19 protein-coding genes are annotated in these 19,434 nt (G+C 38.0%); 11 read left to right on the plus strand and 8 right to left on the minus strand.

The window, feature by feature from the left end; genetic code table 11:
• Positions 1 to 130: 130 nt before the first annotated feature.
• Both QC759_RS11090 and QC759_RS11095 read left to right on the plus strand, forming a co-directional pair.
• Complete coding sequence (locus QC759_RS11090) at positions 131 to 811, plus strand: hypothetical protein (RefSeq protein WP_048073284.1); 681 nt, start codon at positions 131 to 133, stop codon at positions 809 to 811.
• A gap of 312 nt (positions 812 to 1,123) precedes the next feature.
• Entirely contained in the window at positions 1,124 to 1,507 is a 384-nt protein-coding gene (locus QC759_RS11095) for a hypothetical protein (protein WP_054858459.1), read from the plus strand.
• Between the two features lie 213 nt (positions 1,508 to 1,720).
• Here QC759_RS11095 and QC759_RS11100 read toward each other — a convergent pair whose 3' ends face one another.
• Positions 1,721 to 4,360 carry a PAS domain S-box protein gene (locus QC759_RS11100; protein ID WP_052659999.1) on the minus strand — a complete coding sequence of 880 codons (2,640 nt, stop codon included), beginning with the start codon at positions 4,358 to 4,360 and terminating at the stop codon, positions 1,721 to 1,723.
• 594 nt (positions 4,361 to 4,954) lie between these two features.
• Here QC759_RS11100 and QC759_RS11105 point away from each other — a divergent pair.
• The 3 genes from QC759_RS11105 to QC759_RS11115 are packed head-to-tail and all read left to right on the plus strand — an operon-like array spanning position 4,955 to position 7,063.
• On the plus strand, positions 4,955 to 5,566 hold the full coding sequence (locus tag QC759_RS11105) for a COMM domain-containing protein (RefSeq protein ID WP_048073286.1): 612 nt from the start codon (positions 4,955 to 4,957) through the stop codon (positions 5,564 to 5,566).
• Between the two features lie 38 nt (positions 5,567 to 5,604).
• Positions 5,605 to 6,273 carry a hypothetical protein gene (locus QC759_RS11110; protein WP_048073287.1) on the plus strand — a complete coding sequence of 223 codons (669 nt, stop codon included), beginning with the start codon at positions 5,605 to 5,607 and terminating at the stop codon, positions 6,271 to 6,273.
• A 10-nt stretch (positions 6,274 to 6,283) separates the two neighbouring features.
• Positions 6,284 to 7,063 carry a hypothetical protein gene (locus tag QC759_RS11115; RefSeq protein ID WP_048073288.1) on the plus strand — a complete coding sequence of 260 codons (780 nt, stop codon included), beginning with the start codon at positions 6,284 to 6,286 and terminating at the stop codon, positions 7,061 to 7,063.
• Positions 7,064 to 7,794: 731 nt separating this feature from the next.
• Here the strand turns inward: QC759_RS11115 and QC759_RS11120 are convergent.
• From QC759_RS11120 to QC759_RS11140, 5 genes are all read right to left on the minus strand, one after another.
• Positions 7,795 to 9,123 (minus strand): ATP-binding protein, encoded by a 1,329-nt coding sequence (locus tag QC759_RS11120; RefSeq protein WP_048073290.1) that lies wholly within the window; start codon positions 9,121 to 9,123, stop codon positions 7,795 to 7,797.
• A 111-nt stretch (positions 9,124 to 9,234) separates the two neighbouring features.
• Positions 9,235 to 9,879, minus strand: a complete 645-nt coding sequence (locus QC759_RS11125) for an MBL fold metallo-hydrolase (protein ID WP_048073291.1) — start codon at positions 9,877 to 9,879, stop codon at positions 9,235 to 9,237.
• A 110-nt stretch (positions 9,880 to 9,989) separates the two neighbouring features.
• Complete coding sequence (locus QC759_RS11130; RefSeq protein WP_048073292.1) at positions 9,990 to 10,787, minus strand: sulfite exporter TauE/SafE family protein; 798 nt, start codon at positions 10,785 to 10,787, stop codon at positions 9,990 to 9,992.
• Positions 10,788 to 10,927: 140 nt separating this feature from the next.
• Positions 10,928 to 11,149: an AbrB/MazE/SpoVT family DNA-binding domain-containing protein gene (locus tag QC759_RS11135; RefSeq protein ID WP_048073293.1), complete on the minus strand. Its 222-nt coding sequence runs from the start codon at positions 11,147 to 11,149 to the stop codon at positions 10,928 to 10,930.
• A gap of 313 nt (positions 11,150 to 11,462) precedes the next feature.
• On the minus strand, positions 11,463 to 11,999 hold the full coding sequence (locus QC759_RS11140) for a DUF1697 domain-containing protein (protein ID WP_048073294.1): 537 nt from the start codon (positions 11,997 to 11,999) through the stop codon (positions 11,463 to 11,465).
• A gap of 160 nt (positions 12,000 to 12,159) precedes the next feature.
• Here QC759_RS11140 and QC759_RS11145 point away from each other — a divergent pair, with 160 nt between their 5' ends.
• Both QC759_RS11145 and cofH read left to right on the plus strand, forming a co-directional pair.
• On the plus strand, positions 12,160 to 12,402 hold the full coding sequence (locus QC759_RS11145; RefSeq protein WP_048073295.1) for a hypothetical protein: 243 nt from the start codon (positions 12,160 to 12,162) through the stop codon (positions 12,400 to 12,402).
• Positions 12,403 to 12,590: 188 nt separating this feature from the next.
• Positions 12,591 to 13,640: a 5-amino-6-(D-ribitylamino)uracil--L-tyrosine 4-hydroxyphenyl transferase CofH gene (gene cofH, locus QC759_RS11150; protein WP_048073296.1), complete on the plus strand. Its 1,050-nt coding sequence runs from the start codon at positions 12,591 to 12,593 to the stop codon at positions 13,638 to 13,640.
• An 87-nt stretch (positions 13,641 to 13,727) separates the two neighbouring features.
• On the opposite strand, the gene QC759_RS11155 is transcribed toward cofH, so the two are convergent.
• Entirely contained in the window at positions 13,728 to 14,849 is a 1,122-nt protein-coding gene (locus tag QC759_RS11155; protein ID WP_279845822.1) for an aldo/keto reductase, read from the minus strand.
• A gap of 283 nt (positions 14,850 to 15,132) precedes the next feature.
• Here QC759_RS11155 and QC759_RS11160 point away from each other — a divergent pair, with 283 nt between their 5' ends.
• The 3 genes from QC759_RS11160 (at position 15,133) to QC759_RS11170 (ending at position 17,787) form a co-directional block, all read left to right on the plus strand.
• Positions 15,133 to 15,513 (plus strand): winged helix-turn-helix transcriptional regulator, encoded by a 381-nt coding sequence (locus QC759_RS11160; protein WP_048073298.1) that lies wholly within the window; start codon positions 15,133 to 15,135, stop codon positions 15,511 to 15,513.
• Between the two features lie 106 nt (positions 15,514 to 15,619).
• The gene (gene nudC / locus QC759_RS11165; RefSeq protein WP_048073299.1) at positions 15,620 to 16,459 is read left to right on the plus strand and encodes an NAD(+) diphosphatase; all 840 of its coding nucleotides are present in this window, start codon (positions 15,620 to 15,622) and stop codon (positions 16,457 to 16,459) included.
• 134 nt (positions 16,460 to 16,593) lie between these two features.
• Positions 16,594 to 17,787: a potassium/proton antiporter gene (locus tag QC759_RS11170; protein WP_048073300.1), complete on the plus strand. Its 1,194-nt coding sequence runs from the start codon at positions 16,594 to 16,596 to the stop codon at positions 17,785 to 17,787.
• Between the two features lie 58 nt (positions 17,788 to 17,845).
• Here the strand turns inward: QC759_RS11170 and QC759_RS11175 are convergent, their stop codons facing one another.
• Positions 17,846 to 18,205, minus strand: coding sequence for a hypothetical protein (locus QC759_RS11175; protein ID WP_276699407.1), 360 nt, complete (start codon positions 18,203 to 18,205; stop codon positions 17,846 to 17,848).
• Positions 18,206 to 18,458: 253 nt separating this feature from the next.
• Between QC759_RS11175 and QC759_RS11180 the strand changes: the two genes are divergently transcribed.
• Entirely contained in the window at positions 18,459 to 19,325 is an 867-nt protein-coding gene (locus QC759_RS11180; RefSeq protein ID WP_048073301.1) for a response regulator, read from the plus strand.
• Positions 19,326 to 19,434: the final 109 nt, after the last annotated feature.

The following is a 19,434-nucleotide window of genomic DNA, read 5'->3' on the forward strand; positions in this document are numbered from 1 at the left end:
TTACCACCCCCACCTTTGAATCAGGTGAAGTGATCTAATACTATATATACTAGGTTTATCAGTTAATATTGAGGAATTATCCCCGTGATAATACTAACTATAACTGGATTTTTTTTATTCTGGTGATATAATGGGTTATTTAATCTGTGGTAAATGCAAAAGTTACTATGAACTTCAATCCGGTGAATCTGTGAAGGACTTTGCCCGTGAATGTAAATGTGGTGGCAAGTTAAGGTACGTGGAAAATATGGATATTGTGGATCCCGGCTGGAAGCCCACCATTATCCCCCGGAAAAGTACCAGAGCAGAAATCCTGAGAAAAAAACTAAAATCAATTTCATCCCTCCCCCGGGATTTAAAGTACCGTCTGAGCGGATTCTGGAACCGGCTCCGGTACCGATTCCAAAGTGCTCAGAACTGGAATAACACCCAGGGTACCCATGGAAACTACTATGATTATGGAATGAACCCCCTGAATTCCCTCAGAAATGAACTAAATTTAAGAAACATCAGATGGGTCCTAGTTATACCAGTAATAGCAGTAATAACTCTTATACTGACCTTTACTCCAGGTATTCTTACCCTGTTAACCTTTATACTCCTAGCTGCCCTTGGTTACACATTCAACAACCAGATATTAGGAATTAAAAATGCCTTAATTGCCGGCGCCATTTCTTTCTTCCTGGGAAGTCTTTTTACCGGTTCATTTCTCCTTTTAATTCCATTCACTATACTGGGAGCTATTAATGGAGCAGTCTGTGGATGGATTGGTGGTTACCTTAAAAAAATTAGATCCCACAGATCATTTTAATCAAACAGCTCCCAATTGAAAGTGTAGTTCTCGGCTGAATTCCTTAAATAGAGAAAAATTAGAGAAATTTAACTATAAATGAAACACAGTTATCAATAAAACCAGGTGTCTGGAATGGTGGAGCCATCTAAATTAATGGGGAAACCGTAACTACACCTTACCAATGGTATTTTGTTACATTGCCATAAAAGTACTCTTTTGGCTATAAATCTTTAAATGTTCATAGAATTTTTTAGTTAATCTTCTATAATTTCAATCAAAATATGGTAAAATTCCAAAAAATTATTATCATATGAATTCATAATTAATAACATGAAATCCACTATCTATCTAAAATGTCCACAGTGCCGTGAACATGGCCTCCTCATTGAACGGCAGGGCAAATATTTCTGTGCCAATTGTATGTACGACTACACACAATTGAATGATGACCGGGGTAAACTAGACGAAATTTTATTAGAAAATATTAGGGAAGGGGGTTTTGGTTTTCCATTTAGCGCTGCCTTGTATGAACGGGTAACCCTGGTCTCTCCCCAGGAAGCAATGGAATATGTCAAAAGATTGGCTGAAGATAATAATATCGAATTAATGCCCAGTAAAGGGAGTATCCTAAAAAGTTTATGGCCACTTTTAGCTTTAATCATAGTTGTTGTTGTGGTAATAATAGTTGCCTTCTTGTTCGTTGTTAATGGATAGTGGACATCCCACCCAGGGGAAAGAAAGATATTACGAGCGACGATTTAATTTTAAAGAAATAGTTACCCGTAATGGATTAGAGGAACGCACCTGTAAGATATAAACATAGAATAGAATGATTTCAAAAATAGATAAATAAAAAATTATTTCCGAGTTTATTCTAGGACTTAATTTACATCTTAGTTTTAGTATACGAAATGCATTATCCAAAATTTATTTAACTATATTTCCCAATTTCATTTCCTTAAACTTAATTACAAATTCAGTGCCATTGTCACGGTTTAATTCAATTTCGCCATCAATCTGACTAACTAAACCGTTAACTAACTGCATACCTAATGAACTGGTATTTCTAAAGTCTAAATCGGACTGTATCCCCACTCCATCATCACCCACTTTTAAGACATAAATATCATCTTTTTTGGACAGATCAATGAAAACCTTACCATCCATATCTCCAGGGAAACCGTACTTCATGGAATTAGTAATCAGTTCGTTTAATATTAAACCCAGTGGGATGGCAGTGTCAATATCAATACTTACTTCTTCAACATCCAGCAGGAGTTTTACTCGGTCAGGGTCTTTCACATAACTTTGGTAAAGATCCCGGGCTAAAGTGGTGATATATTCTTGAAATTCAATACTTTTTAGGCCCGTGGATTGATAAAGCCTTTGATGGATTAAAGCCATTGATTCAGCACGATGCTGACTTTCTTTGAAAATTTCAATGGATTCCTGATCCTTTAAATAATTAGCCTGAAGATTCAATAGACTGGAAATAATCATCAAATTATTCTTAACCCTATGATGGATCTCCTTAAGAAGCATCTCTTTTTCTTCTATAGATTTTTTTAGTTTTTCCTCAAACTCTTTACGCTCGCTTAAATCTGTCATCACATTTATTACTGCTTCTGGCTTACCTGATACCCCTTGGATTGGCGCAACAGATAGGGACATGAAAATTTTTGATCCATCTTTTTTAAACACTTCAACCTCAAATGGTGTTAAAAGTGGGTTGAAAAGGGTTTCTTTCCCATTTCTTAATCGATCTAACTCTATATGGAGTTTTTCAATAAAATCTAGAGGAACAGTAGGCGATGGTTTTCCAATTACTTCTTTTTCTGTCCATCCAAAAATTCTTTCAGCCGCAGGACTCCAACGATGCACTCGACCATCAAAATCAAGAACAATGATTGCTGCGGGTGATGATTCAATGATCCGTTCCAGTTCCGCTTTAGTACTTTGTAAATCCTCTTCAACCTTTTTAATTTCAGTTATATCCTGAGTAACACCCCTGTTTCCAATTTTTTGGTTATTCTCATCATATATGGCCTTTAATCGAAGCGAAATGAATCTGCTTTCACCATCACCCCTAACTATCCCATGTTGGATGGTGCTGATAATATCCGGGTCATCGATTTCTAAGACCTTGACTGATTCTTTTTCTACATATTCCTTTTCTTCAGGGGGGACGAAACGATTGATATATTCAGCAGCGGACATTTGGTATCCTCCCTGTTCCTGGGCATTGGTTCCGTACAATGCATAAAAATGGTCATCAAAGGTGAACATGTCCGTTTTAATATCATATTCCCATTTCACCAGTTTTGCCATGTCCATACTCATAAGAAGAAGGTCTTGATTTAATTTAAGTTTATCTTCAGCGATTTTAAGTTCAGTTATGTCCTGATTGACACCTCTAGTTCCGATTTTATTACCCTTTTCGTCGAACATGATTTTGAAACGCACTTGCAGGAATCTTCTTTCACCATCGGCCCTAATCATCCAGTGTTGAGGTGTGCTTAAAAAATCAGGATCATCCACTTCAAAGGTCTTGGCAAATTCTTTCTCCATTGTTTCATAGGCACTCGGATCAACGAAACGTTCGGTATATTCTTGTCCAGAAATCATGTTACCGCCTTCTTCTTCAGCTGAAGTGCCATATAATGCATAAAACTGGTCGTCGAAGGTGAATAGATCTTTTTCAGTGTTGTATTCCCAGTAAACCATGTGGGCCATATCCATGCCCATCATCAGACGATCCTCACTCCATCGGAGTTTTTCATCGGCTAGTTTACGGGCGGTAATATCACGTGATACTGCAGATAGTTTTTCTGGTGTGCCATTGGCGTTTAGGATGGGGGTTACGATTACGTCCCACCATTTTGGTGTTCCTTTTAGGGTTGGGCAGTAGGCGGTGAATTGCGCAGTTTTCCCTTCTCTGGCTCTGGTAAGGGCATAGCGTGCATCTGGTTGAAATTCATCAGGGTAGAAATCAATAAGACTTGTATTTAAAATGAGGCTTACGTCGTCAACTTCCATTAGGTTCTGTCCGCCCTCACTCATCATTAAGAGGTTGCCTTCCAGGTCAAGGACTTTAATGCAATCCGGACTTGCGGCAATAATACTGCGGTTGAATTCCTCACTTTCCCGGAGAGCATCTTCAACTTTCTTACGTTTACTTGTATCCCGGGAGATTGATAGAATCACATCTCTTCCATTGATCTGGAATAGACTGTTACTGGTCTCAACTGGGATTCTTTCACCATTTTTGGTGATGAATTCCGTTTCAAAATAGCTTTTTCCATTTATGATCCAATAAGTGTCTTCAGGAATATCAGCCCTTTTATCAGGGACTATTAAATCATCTAGTCCTAACTTTAAGAATTCATCAGGGGAGTAACCCAATTTTTCCAGGCCAGATTTATTAATTTCAATGAAATTTCCTGGCTGACGGTTTTCATAGGAAATTATGGTGATTATGTCCGGAGTATGATTAAAAAATTCCTGGAACTGTATTTTAGTTGTATCCAATATTTCCGGTTCAATGGTACTTTTTTCTTCAGTATCCATATCTTTTCCCCCCAAACATGGAAAAAATCATCCCCTAAATTTAATGCCCAAGATTTGAAATGTTAATTAATGAAAATAATAATGCATGAAAGGTTAAATTGGTAGGTTTAATCTTTAATGGTTTATGGTACTATTTACCCAAATATTATATATTTTTTCGCTATGTCCTTTTATGTGTCCATATTGTTTAATGTGATCACAGTGCTTTTTCAAACCATATCCAATATGGCCAATTGAAGTAAGGATGAAAAAAAAGTTTTAAAAACCATTACAAAAGGATCATTACATATACCCCCCCCTAATTAGGGATACAAGCTACTTTTAATGATTTTGTTTTAGTAGTATACAAATATTTTTTTTATTAAAAAAATGTTTAAAATTTAAATTTATTACGTTAAACCATGTTATACTTAGCCATAAATTCGTTTAATTATTTGAATCTCTTGTTATCAAATATTATATCATAATATATTCATTAGTTGCTTACAAAAATAAGAATCTAGAAAATAATGCCAGATATTATTTAATGTAACCTAAAACAATATTTATATAATAATTATAATAATATTAATAATGTTCAGGAGGTAGAAATAGATGGTTAAAGAATTAGGGCCAAATGTAGATATTGATGATTTTAAAAGGGGTGTTAACTTTCTCAGTGATGCTCTTGCTAATAAAAAAGCTAAATTCTACTTTGAACCCGCTAAAACTGGTATAATCTTTAAAAAACCTCCTACTAAAAAATCTGTACGTAATTATGGCATAGACGATTCAAAAATACAAGATATAATTGATGAAATTATTGAGATTGTATCTATCATTTTAGCTGGAGAAAAAGATGAAGTTATTTTGAATATTCAAGACAACAACGAAATGCTTCAAACTTTTAATAATAGATGTGATCTGATTGAGAAAGAAATAATCAACTGGAATCTAATTAAAAGATATCATCTTCAAAAAAATTATAAAACTTCTTTATTGGATAAATTTGATTGGGATATTATTATCAAAAAAACTGAGTTCAATGGTAAAAAACTCACATTTCCAACTGCAATGTTAAGGATACGTACCAGAAAACCGTTTTCAGATAATCCACCAGTCATGAAAACAGAAACATTTACTTTAGAAACTGGAATGGAAGAAATCGACCAATTAATTAATGAGCTTGAGCAAATTAAAAAATCTTTATCTAAAGAAGAAATTTAGGGGGTGATTATATCATTTACAAAGACACAGTGTCAACCTTGGAATTTGAAGACTCTAATCAACCTATTTTAAAAGAAATACATGAAGAAGAAGCCAGGATCCATTTTAAAGAAGAACAACCTGACAATTCTAGAGAAATTAAAGATAGAAAAATGGAATTGCTTTATGGCCAGAATGTTGATTTTAGTAATATAGTTATAATTAGTCCCAAATACTATCGTCATCGAACGAGGTATATACAGGAAAATTCAAATTTTTTTAGGTATGTTCAAACGATTAATACTCCAAACTTTAGATTTTGGCCCTTTAATTCTATTGAAGAATTTGATGTAGGAATCAGTAGTCCTAATCACATATTTGATAGCATTGAAACCAATTTTGATAAAATTTATTCAAATTTTGATGATTTAAGACTAAGGCAAATATGCTATAATGATGTAAAGGATCAAATAGATGAATTGTGGGATATTAGGCCCTTGGATGATAATTACAACGAATTATTAGTTTTAATAATCCAATTTATAAAAAATAATTTTCCTGAAAATCTAGATAAAGAGCAAGTGAATTCAATAAAAGATTCTTTAAATAAACTTAGAACTAAAGAAATTAACGAGAGGGATATAGAAAAAATATTTGATGATCTTATAGATTCGGGAATGATTTTTTTCCCATCTATCGAAGGACTTTCAGAATTATATGAAGATTAGGTGATTTTACTTGCATCAAAATCTTTTTTTAGATACAAATATTTGTATTGAGTGGATGTTTAATAGAAGTTCAGAAATTTCTAATTTTATAACCTCTAAAATTCAACTTCACTGTGTACATATCTCTAAATATGTCTTAGCTGAATTTATTAGGACTATTGTAAAAGATGCATGCAATTTACATTCAATTCTTGAAGATGAAAATGATTTGGATCGAGTACAAAGAAAGTTATATTCCATTCTAGAGAGTGAAGATGACCATCAAAATCGTGTTGTAAGCCGTTATATTTTATTAATGGAGTCTATTGATTACCCTATGGGTCGTCCGGATATTAATTTTGCCAAACGTGCCATTAAAAATTATGCTCAATGCTCAATTAAAATATTGAAAAAACAATTTAATATTTTAGATAGTAATATTGATTGCGAGTTAGCTTCAAGCAAGCCCAAGAGTGTAGGATCCAAATTTAAAATAGAGTTCCCATGTGAATCAGGAATAAATCGTACTGATTGTTCAATAGTTCATTACATTACGTCTAATATAATGTTTTTAAATCAAATTGAAGCAGGACTTATAGCTGAATCCGAACCCTATTTCACAATGTTAAGAGATTTGATTATCCAATTTAACAGTTGCTCCCTATTAGATTGTTCATTGAAATATTGTAAAATTTTGGGTGATGTAATTGTTTTAGATGATTGTCCTTCAGATTATCTTCTCTTATCGAAAGATCATCATTTCAGAACTTTGTGTAGTATAACGGGTCATAATTTAAGGATGATGGATTGATTTTATTTATAATTTTAAATTAAAGGATATTTAATCCTACTTGCAAGTTTTACTATATTTTTTATTTCGTAATAGTTAAGTAAATAAGTGGCATTTTTTCTATAAAGTTTTTGTCTACTTCGTAATATAACGGTTTAACGAAGTAAATTTATTAAATTTTCAATGAATTTTTAATAATGTTGCTAGGTGAAGATCCCTGAATTAAAAATCATCGAAGTTACCATATTTTCACCAGTGAGGCTATATGGAGTGGATCATTTACAGGGATTTCTTAGATTTTTAAAATTTCAACAGAAATCCATCACCCATCAGGGCCTTGAAAAAATTATCTCAGACCAAAAAATAATCACCATCTCAACTTTTCCCTCCCCGTGCATGTACTGGTGGTGAGAATAAATAATTTTTTTAGATATTTTTTAGATGGTACATTTCAGGTTACTGCAATATCCCTCACCAGAAATTAACAGATCATTTATAGTTCAGTAAGAATAATATTTAGATGGGATGCACTGGTGTACTTCGTGTCAACCTCAAATTCCTGCCAGTGCACTCCTACTTTTTACAGTCTGGTTTTGATTGATCCAAAAAAGAATAAATCTATTACCGGTGTAGTTCAAGTTGAATTCTATTACCAAAGTAGTTGAATGTCCGATATGTCCGTTATATTGTCCGATATCAACCCACTGCCTGTCCAATATCAGCCACGACCCAATAAAGGGAACATTCCTTATTCAGTAAAGTTCATAACTGCGCCCTTTTTTCTCTCCAATGGCACGGACAAGTTTTTTATCCACCAGGTCCGCTAAATATCGTCTTAAGGTTCGCTCAGTTATTCCCGGGGAAATACGAAGAAAATCAGACATGGTTAAAGAACCGTGTTCCTGCATATAAGACACGGCCTGTATCTGACTGCGATTAAGACCCAGACTCTTTAAATATTCCATGTCGTAGACATTTTTCATCATGTAAACTGAAAACCCGGCAAATTCTTCTTTAAATTCCGGTTCAGGGAGACCAGCATCTTGTAAAGATCGGATCATCCGGCGAATACCGGATCCATGAACTTCAACCAGACCGGCCTTAAAGAACATCTCCGCAATTAAAGGATTTCGCGGGGATGAAGGATGGGCCTCTTTAAGTTTTTCAATGGTCAATCCCCCAAAGAGCTCTCCCGGGTTAAAGAACCATATCTGGTCATCAAATATCTTAATCTGGGTCTGGATCTGGGATTTAAAGTAATCCCGGTGGACGATGGAATTTATCAAAGCTTCACGTATAGCCTTGAGGGGGTAATCCCATACTTCTTCCCGAATTAATTTGCCCTTGATTTCGAATTTAACATTGATGGAATTTTTAATGGCTTCTTCAGCTTCTTCAGCCTGCTGGAACAGGTTTCCAGTAATTCTTCGATCAAAGATACTGACCTCATCCTTGAATCTAATGACCCGCACCAGGGCATTGGTGAAGTACTTCTGGGGTTCCTTACCAAAAAGGATAACTGCAGCATTGGTTAATTTACCATTAACTATCAGGTTGAGGCTTTTGAGAATTTGCCAGGTGTCTTCCTCCTCATCGAAAATCCTATCTCTTTTGGCTGCCCGGCTGATGAATCGGGCCACAGATTCCGCATCTATCTCCTCCAGGGTAGCATCGTTGGTCAGACCATCCCAGTTACTGCCCCTTAAGAAGAAATCCCTTAATTTATCCCCCAGTATAGGGGTGGTTTTAGTTCCCTCACGTCTAAAGTATATCCCATTGTAGGAAATGGGGTTAGAACTTTTTTCCACATTAATACACAAAACCTTCTTTTTTTCCCAGGTAAAACAGGAAATAGAATGACGTATACCCATTTTACTGGTTATTTTAGCGGTTATGGTCCGCACACTTTTCTCACTGCAATCAAAACCAGTGACATCTCCCTTATCCGAGACTCCACAAAATAAACTACCTCCACTGGTGTTGGAAAATGCAGATATTGCCCGGAAACCATGTTCATTCATGGATTCTGTAAATTCTACTTGGGTTCCTTTGCCTTCGTCTAAAATTCTGGAGAAATTCATTATAAAGCTCCAATTTCACTTATATTTTTTAAGTCAACCATAATCCTTGGGTTTCAAGATTTATACATCTTCCTATACGTCTTTCCGGTTATACCATAAAGGGGGTGATGACTATTTCAGCAGATTATCCAGATTCAATTTACCATCTACTTTTAAAGGCTCCCCGTGGGCCGGGCAGACCCAGCTGAACTCACAGTCCTGTATGACTTCCAGGGAGCTTCTCAGAACTTCATCATCCCAGTTCATAAAGGATTTCATGGGAGCAATTTTGCCCTGGGATGTTCTAAAAAGGTCACCGGCCAATAAAACGTCCTTATATAGTAAACATACATGGCCGGGGGTGTGTCCGGGAGTGGGTATAACTTGCACTCCATCCACGCCCAATTTTCCATCTTCAGGGTAAGTATTTATCTTACTCGGCTTTTCCACCCTCATGATAAATGAAATTAACCTTTTTATTCCCGGACGGTTTATATCTTGGTAGATATAAGGGATATCTCCCGTGGATGCCCATATTTTAGCCCCAGTTTCCTTCTGCATGAAGGCCAGGCTCCCTACATGGTCCACATCGTGGTGGGTGATAAGGATATGCTTGATCTTGTCAGGTTTTACCCCTATAGTTTTCAAATCATTTAATATTCCTTTGCCCTGCCCTGGGCGTCCTGTGTCAATTAAAATGGTTTCTTCACCCTTAATCAGGTAGGCATAGTTTCCTCTGGTTGAATCGAAGGCATATACTTCCTCAGTTATTTGCAATTTAATTCCCTCCATCTACATGGTCATATAAGTATGTGTACTGAATTTAGGACCTTAAGTAATCTTAACAGTAGGTTTTACTGGTAATTAATTATTTTGAAGTTTATGATTCAGGCCAGTATCATGGCCCCGCCCAGTACCAGGCTAATGGTCACCAGTACCGGTATGTATATCTTTTCAAAGGTTTGGGGATCGATCTTCCTGAGGAGTTTTGGCCCTAAAAATGCGCCTACCGCTGCTCCTCCTGCTAGGAGGAGTATTAAAGTGAGATCCAATTTTCCCAGTAGGAAGTATCCACCCATACCGGTGAGTGAATTGAAGATGAGTACAAATACTGTGGTCCCCACCACCATCATGGCGGGCAGGCCTAAACTGTACAACCCGGCACTGACTGGTGGTGTTCCGCTTATGCCAAATATTCCAGCCAGTAACCCGGATGCCACTCCAAAGAGAGAAGCTATTATTCGCCTGGGTCCGGTGAGTATGATGGGTTCCTTTTCATTGTTTTCTTCCTTTCCGGTTTTTGAATTTTTATTCCTTTTCCAGAAACTCCGAACCATGGGAATGAGCATCAGAAGGGTGAAAACTCCTAAGAGTCTTCTTAAAAGGATGGAAGGTATCATGTTGGCCAGGTAGGCTCCTATCAGTGTGCCCACTATTCCCCCTACTCCTAAAACTAAGCCGGTTCTAATATCCACGTTACCCTCCCGGTAGTGGCTAAAGGCACCCACTGCAGTGGTGGGTAACACCGAGGCCAGTGATGTGGCCACTGCTACCTGAGTGGGGATTCCGAAAACCAGGGTTAAAACCGGTACGTAGAGCCCTCCACCACCACCTCCCATGGTGGAAACTAAAAGACCGATTAAAAATCCAAATAGGGGAATAAAGAGTTGACTAATATCTAACATCCAGTTTGCCTTCTTGTAGGTTTAATTAATATTATGGCCGCGTGCATGTTCATTTTTAACAATCTTACTGATACATTGGGATTTAAATTGATTTTTGATTGGAAATTTTAATTAATAAATGTTTGAAACAATCCCGGCTGTTATTCTGGTTCATCCAGGTCGTCCAGTATTTTAAGTGCGTATTCCCTCATTAAATCCTCTTTTAGGAGTATCAGTTTTTCATTTTTCTCTTTCCCAAATACCACCAGACTATCACCGGGTTTTATGTTGAATTTGTCACGGGCCTCTTTGGGAATAACGATCTGTCCCCTTTCTCCCACTTTCACCTTTCCAAATAGATGGTTATCCATATAACTTCCCATAAACTGTCTCTCCATTATTTTTTAGATTCTACTTATCCCTGACACATGATAAATATAAATTTTCATATAATTCATGTTTAACATATATTTCATACAATTCATATTTAAATTTTGCTTAATAGTTAGTAGTAACCTTGAAAAATTTGACCTTGACTGACTCCAAATTAATGAAAATACTCCAAAAAACACTTCATTCCTAAAAAGGCAGGCCCTGCCCAGTTTGAATAAAATCAACAGAGGGTATTAAAAATAAGAAAAAAATTATACACCAATTAGAAACCAGAAAATACTGATAATAAGAGTGGATCATAAGTCAATCCAATTTTTTTAAAATTCTCCCCACTGTTTTCCAGGTTCGGGTGGTAAGTTCCCGGCCAAATTCTTTTTCCACCCAGCGCATTAAATCCGGTGTTTTCCCCTGGGATAAATTGACTACACTGTAGATTGCACGGTTATGTGCGCCTAAAACAATAAAACCCCCGTTATCTGGATGGTAAGGGAATTTGAATTCTGTTTCTAACCTATTTTTTAGGAAAGTTACATTCGGTTTACATTGGGGGGTGTCTTCAACGTTTTTGAATGGATTTTCACGGACCAAAGATTGTAAATCATCTTTACTGTAAATAATAGCAGTGCTCTGAATATCCAGTTTATTTTTAAGTGCTTTTTCAATGGTTGCTTCCAGTTCACTGGTTTCTCTGGACCCGGTTTTAAAAATGATATTTCCACTGGAGATAACACTTTCGACCTCTTCCCCTCCCAGATCACGAAAAACAGCACGTAAATTTTCATTGCTCATACTGGGATTGGAAGGAGTGATCCCCCGAAGGAGAGCCACGTACTTAGTCATTAAAACATCACCTCATTTTACATTTTTCCTCCAACTATATTATGGAACTCCGGCCCTAAAAATTATCCATGGTGAAGTTGAATACCAATTTCATGTAGTACAGTCAACTTCTTATGAATAGAAAAATAAAGTATTAATTAATTAGGGAAGAGGTGGAATCATGGAAGGTAGTGTAAGTTTTGCAACGGATATTAAAGGACATAAGGTGTGCAAATTTGAAGATGATAAAGTTGCAGTGACTATTGTCCTTAAAAAGGATTATTCTGATGTGGAGGATAAACTCCGAAACTCGGATATACTTAAAGATATTGAAAATGCTTTGGAAACTGTATCCGCTACTGATGAGTTTAGAGAACTGGTGGATAGTTACGGTATGCTGAATATCGATCGAATTGAAGGTTAGATAAAAAAATATTTTTTTAATAAAAATAATTCACTTTTTTGAATGTACCCCCTCATTAGGGAGTAAATAATTTCCTTACTTCTTTTTATTAACTAACACATCCCCCCAGAACAACTAATTTATATCCTATGATGGGAAACTTATCAAAGTATAAATCTAACACTGTGATTATCTAGGAGTCGAAAATAATGATGGAAGAGATTTACGATCGTTCCTTAGAGGGTGAAATAACCAAAGAAGATGCATTAAAACTGGTGGATGCCAACCATTTCCAGTTATTTGACACAGCAGACCGGTTAAGGCAGGAAATTGTGGGAGATGAAGTTTCCTTTGTGGCCAACCGTAACATCGACATCACCGACCACTGTATTATTGGATGTGCTTTCTGCTCCTTCCGGGATAACATTGGATATGAAATGACCACTGAAGAAATTTTGGAAAGCATTAAAGAAGCAGTAGAAGTCAAAGCCAGTGAAATATGCCTATTTGGAGGGGTTATGCCCCACATGACAGTTGACTTTTACTGTGACCTTTTTTCATCCATTAAAGAAGAATACAACATAGAGCTTCACAGTCTATCCCCAGTCGAAGTTTACCATGCGGCTAAAGCATCCAATGTTACTACCAGGGAAGCTTTAACTTCATTTAGGGATGCCGGACTGGACACCCTTACTGGTGCTTCGGCCGAGATACTGGTGGACAGTGTACGGGAAAAACTCTGCCCTAACAAGGTTTCCACCCAGGAATGGGTGGACATTATTACCGAAGCCCACCAACTAGGGATTCCAAGCACCTCTACAATTATGTACGGTAGTATTGAAACCTGGGAGGACCGCATTGACCACCTGATGATCCTGCGGGATATCCAGAGGGAGACCGGTGGTTTCACCGAACTGGTGCCCATGACCTTTCTGGGAAAAAATAACCTGATGGGAGAGGAATCCAGTGGTGCCAGTGGCCTTGATGACCTGAAATTACACGCCATAGCCCGGGTAATCCTGGGGAGGGATATACCTAATATTCAGGCCTCATGGATTAAGATCGGTACCAGAATGGCCCAGATGGCCCTGTGCTGTGGAGCCAATGACCTGGGTGGTACCATGATGGAGGACCTCATCTCCATTGCTGCGGGTTCATCCCACGGTGAGTACCTCTCCCGGGAGGAGATGCACACCCTGATCAAGGATATAGGTCGGATCCCCGTGGAAAGGACTACCCAGTATGAACGGGTAAATTAAAAATCCTGCCCACAACACATAACTCCTCCCTACTTTCTTTAAAACCAATCCTTATCTTTGAATTATATTATTCTATTTGTTCGAGTTTTAACCGGTCTCGTATAATTCTTTGACCTTCTTCAATTCATCAACAATGGCTATTTCCTGGGTGCAGTGTTCTTCACACTGTTTGCAGGCAGTGCAGACGGAAGCTCGACGATTCTCCAGTAGTAGGGCTTCGTAGGAAAACTGGAAACTGGCTTTTTCTTCTGGGCTGCCGAAAAGATGGTAGTCATTGTAGCGGGCAAAGTTCTCTGGTATGTCCACTCCGGCCGGGCAGGGTAGACAGTAGCCGCAGCCAGTGCAGTTGATGGCTAGTTTATCTTTAAAGATGTCCCTGGCTTTACCAATGATCTCCAACTCCTTTGAACTTAAAGAATGGGGTTCGGCAATATTGGCTATCTTTAAATTTTCTTTAACATCTTCCCTGGTGTTCATGCCACTTAAAACCACTGATACCAGGGGGTTATTCCACACCCATCTTAATGCCCATTCAGCAGGTGTTCTTTTAATTTCAGCCTGGTTGAATACCTCCTGAACTTGTGGTGGGATGTTGGATACTAGTTGCCCTCCTCTTAAGGGTTCCATGACGGCAATCCCTAATCCTTTACTGGCTGCGTATTCTAGTCCCTCAGTTCCGGCCTGGTAAACCTCATCCAGATAGTTATACTGCAGGAGACAGAATGACCAGCCATAGTAATCCACGATCTCCTTAAACAGGTCCAGGCGATCGTGGAATGAGAATCCGGCATGTTTTATTTTTCCCTGGTCCAGGGCTTCCTCTAAAAAGGTTTCGAATTTTAATTCTTTCATTTTCTTCCAGTATGCCTGGTTAAGGCCGTGCACCATATAAAAGTCAATGCAATTGGTATTAAGACGTTCCAGCTGGTGTTCCAGATAACGTTCCATATCCTCCTGATTTTCAATTCTCCAGCTGGGGAGTTTGGTAGATAACATAACCTTATCCCGGTATCCATCTTCCAAAACACGGGATAAAAAGGGTTCACTCTCCCCGGTGTGGTACAATCCCGGGCTGTGGTAAGGATAGGCGGTGTCAATGAAGTTAACTCCCTGGTCAATGGCCTGGCGGATCATGACGGTGGCTGTTTCTTCGTCAATTCTGGCAGGATCATCACCCAGTGTAGGAAGGCGCATACACCCAAAGCCCAATACTGAAACCTGCTCGTTGGTTTTTCCAAAATTTCTGTAAAGAATGATAATTCCTCCTTCAGTAGAATTTCTTTGAACATTAAACTAAATTTTTTAAAAGTTACTAAATTTCCAGATACAGTGGTCTAGGGTGAGTGTCTCTTTTTGACTTCACCGTGATCTATATTTAGAACCAGTATCAAATATCAACTTAATCAAATTAAAATAGTAATCAGGGTTTAAAGTAGTTTTTCTAACCATTTGGTAATCTAATTACCATTTGGTAAGCGAGGAGTTGAATTATATGGAAAACAACCATATTCATGAAATATATCACACCATTGAGGATACATTTGATTATCTGGGGAAAAAGTGGAGTATTAAGATTATTAAAGGTTTTTTCTGCCATTGCATACATTTTAAGGATTTTTTAGAAATGAATCCTGATTTAAGCAGTAAAGTACTGTCGGAACGGTTAAAAGAACTGGAACAGAAGGGTATAATTGAAAAAAGGGTAATTAATTCTTCACCAGTTCAAACCGAGTACCATTTAACTGTGAAGGGAGGGAAGTTAAACCGTATAATTTACGAGTTTTTCATGTTCGCTGCGGAAACCACGGAAAATCCCAGTGAAGAATTTAATTTACAGCTGAAAGAGGAACTTGAAGATCTATTCCAGGTTTAAATAGAATAATTTTTTTGGTAAAAATTAAATTTTTACCTAAACTCCCCCTTATTCCCAATTACCGGGGGCCGTGATATTTATTTATTTCAAGGTACAATCATTACCCATGCCTCGGGAAAGTATTTATAAGCGTTATAAACCGGAATTTATACCACAACTAAATAATAATCAAGGTTCTTACTGGTTCCTTTTCAAATCCAACAAAATTATGGTTAAAAATAATGGCAATTCCATACAAATTCCTTTTTTAAAAAATTTAGAGGATTTAGATATTGCACCGGAAAGATCCCAGTACATGGGCACGTTCGATGGATTTCCAGCCTACACTGGAGAGTTATCACCTCAAAGTGCTACACCGGTAGAAATGAATTTTCTAGATCTTCGTTCACTTTATGGGGCTATTAGTGAGGATCTGTACCTCCTGGCAGGCCGGGCATCTCAAATAGCACACTGGGACCGGACCCATCAGTTCTGTGGGCAGTGCGGGAGTCCCACCATGACCAAGGGGGATGAAATGGCTAAAATTTGCCCTGAATGTGGTTTTACGAGTTTCACCCGCCTTTCACCGGCAGTGATTACCGCTATTGTAAAAGATGGTAAATTACTCATGGCCCAACACACCAGAACCACCGGAAATATGTATGGCCTGATTGCCGGGTTTGTGGAGGCCGGTGAGACACTGACTGAAGCTGTGGAAAGGGAAACTCTGGAAGAAGTGGGTTTGAAGGTTAAAAATATAAGTTATTTTGGCAGCCAGTCCTGGCCCTACCCCCATTCCCTGATGGTGGGCTTCACTGCAGATTATGATAGTGGAGAAATCCAAGTGGATGGTAAGGAAATTGTGGATGCCCAGTGGTTCAGTCCAGATGAACTTCCCCGGACACCGTCGGGAATGAGTATTGCGGGGGACCTGATTCAGTGGTATTTGGACCATTATTCACCTTAATCACCCCACAACTTAATTTATTTTTTTTTAAACCCCCCTTAGATCTGGTGAGGTAATGTGCCATATAAATCAACAATATGTGAACAGTTATTATTAAATAATTATAAAAGTTAAAAAATATAGACGTTATTATAATGATTTCTGAACAGATTATACTGATTGGTGCCTTACTTCTTTTCATTAGCATCATAATCAGTAAAACTTCCCACCGACTGGGAATACCCTCGTTACTGGTTTTTCTTTTCATTGGGATGCTGGCCGGGTCAGAAGGTATAGGAGGGATATATTTTGATGATCCCGTGGTTGCCCAGTTCATTGGTATTGTTGCTCTGGTTTTCATCCTCTTCTCAGGAGGTCTGGACACCAAATGGACTGATGTTAAACCAGTTCTATGGAAGGGTGTTACCCTCTCCACTGCCGGTGTTGTTATTACCACCCTGACAGTCGGCTTATTTATAAACTGGATTACCGGGTTTTCATTAACAGAATCTCTTTTAATGGGTGCAATTGTCTCATCAACTGATGCTGCTGCAGTATTTTCTATTTTCCGTTCTCAAAAGTGTGGTTTGAAAAATAAGTTGGAACAGTTACTGGAACTGGAAAGTGGAACCAATGATCCCATGGCCTACTTCATGACCACCACCCTCATATTTCTCATACTGAACCCCACTACTTCGATAGGGTCCATGGTCCTGTTACTCATACAGTCTATAGGATTAGGAGTTATTATTGGAGTTATATCTGGAAAAGGGATGATCAAAATCATCAACAACATTAAACTCCATGTAGATGGACTTTACCCAGTATTCACCATAGCCTTGGCCTTTTTAACCTTCTCCGTCAGTCATTTCCTCGGAGGTAATGGATTTTTAAGTGTTTATATCGCTGCCCTTATACTGGGAAACAGTTATTTTGAAAACAAAGATATTCAGTTACAGTTTTTCGATGGTATGGCCCTCCTAATGCAGATAATAATGTTCCTGGCCCTGGGATTACTGGTTTTCCCCTCCCAGATCATTCCGGTAATGGGTATTGGGCTGGTAATTTCATTCTTCCTCATGCTGGTAGCCCGGCCCCTGGCGGTTTTTCTATGCCTTACACCATTTAAAGTCCCTTTAAAGGACAAGACCTTTGTTTCGTGGGTGGGTATCCGGGGTGCAGTACCCATTATATTTGCCACCTACCCCATAGTATCCAGTATCAGTGGGGGACAGATGATCTTCAACCTGGTCTTCTTCATCACCATAACCTCCGCCCTACTACAGGGATCCACCATCAATGTACTAGCCCAATACCTGGGTCTGACTAGCAATAAAACGAAAGAATGAACCTTTAATAAAAAAGGAATGAACCTTTACAAAAAAAAAGAATAACTGGGGAAAAACTTCACTGTCGGATTATACTTCGCATCTTACTCTGTAGCTCAGCATACTCCTCTTCCAGTTCATACCGGAATAAGGACGAAGTTTCATTTCCCTGACGTAGCAGCCTTATTTCTTCCAGTATTTGCAGTATCTTCAAACGCAAATCCTGCACATCCTTATATTTCCCGGAAATTCCATTCTTAATGGCTGATAATTGACCATTATCATTATGAGATTGGTGTTCCACGGAATTAACTGTCTGGTTATAGGTGGTGTTGTATGAATCCAGGGCATAGATAGGCAGGGTGGAAATTAAAACCACGGCTACGCAGATCAATATTGTTTTTTTCCAACCTTTATCACCTCCTCCTGTTGAGTACATAATAATTGACATTGGTTTAAAAATATTTATTCCAACTTTAGGCCCATATTTCACCAGTTAATGCCCTAAAAAGGTTGTAAAACTGATAATTAATAATTAATAATCATTACAGTAACTAAAAGATCATACTACTGCAGGCTTAAGTGGGGGATGACTCCAATACACGTACCTAATAAATTTATATGTTAAAATATCCATAATTCCATAATAACATACTTTTATAATGTAACAATTCAGGGTTTATGGTGACGAAATGGCTGGGGAGACAATTTTAGTAGTGGAAGACGAAGGAATAAGCGCCATTGAAATCAAGGAGTGCTTGGAGTCATTGGGGTACCAGGTTCCATCCATTGCTAAAAGTGGTAATGAAGCAATACAGGAAGCATTTTCCATTGAACCCGACTTAATTCTAATGGATATTACTTTAAAGGGAGATATGGATGGTATTGATGCCGCCACCATTATCAGAAGTTTTATGGATATTCCCCTAATTTATCTTACTGCCCTAGATGATGTGGAAACCTTTAATCGGATGAGCGAAACCCAGGCCAATGCGTATCTAATTAAACCCATTGAAGAGGCAGAGTTACGTAACAACATTCAATTGGCCTTGAAAAACTATGAAACCAGACAAAGGGAAATGGCCAATGAAAAAATGCTGGGATTGAAAGATGTTCAGATATTCATGCGTAGCGCCCTCCCAGAACTGGTGGCTAACATTCCCATTTCCGAAAGAAGTGGTTTTTTATCACGATTCATGCGTCTTTTCGAACAGAATATGAAGCCCCTCTTCATACAATTCACCAGAAGCATCACCCAGGAACCATACGAGGATCTCAGTGATCGGGACAAAATGAGGATATACCTTTCCTGGATTTCACAGTTATACGAAAACCTGGGTTTCAAGGTATTAACACGTACCAGGGACGATAAAGGCTTGATGACTGTTAAAAAATGTTCATGGGCACCTATTCGACCTAAGGATGTTTTTCTATGCTTGATCTGCCAGAGCATAATGCAGTTAACCTATTCCTGGACTGGTCTTCCGGGTACAGTGAAAGAGGAAGCTACTACCGGGGCCTTGCAATCAGTGTGTAAATTCGATTATGAAATGGAATAATCCATATGAAAAAATCCTTAAAGCGATATAAGGTTCGATTAAATTGGTTAAGCTATCTAAATAAATTTGTAAGATTTTTTGATATTCCTTTTGTGACTTAAGTCACAAA

The sequence above is a fragment of the Methanobacterium formicicum genome (assembly GCF_029848115.1).
Taxonomy (GTDB): Archaea; Methanobacteriota; Methanobacteria; order Methanobacteriales; family Methanobacteriaceae; genus Methanobacterium; species Methanobacterium formicicum.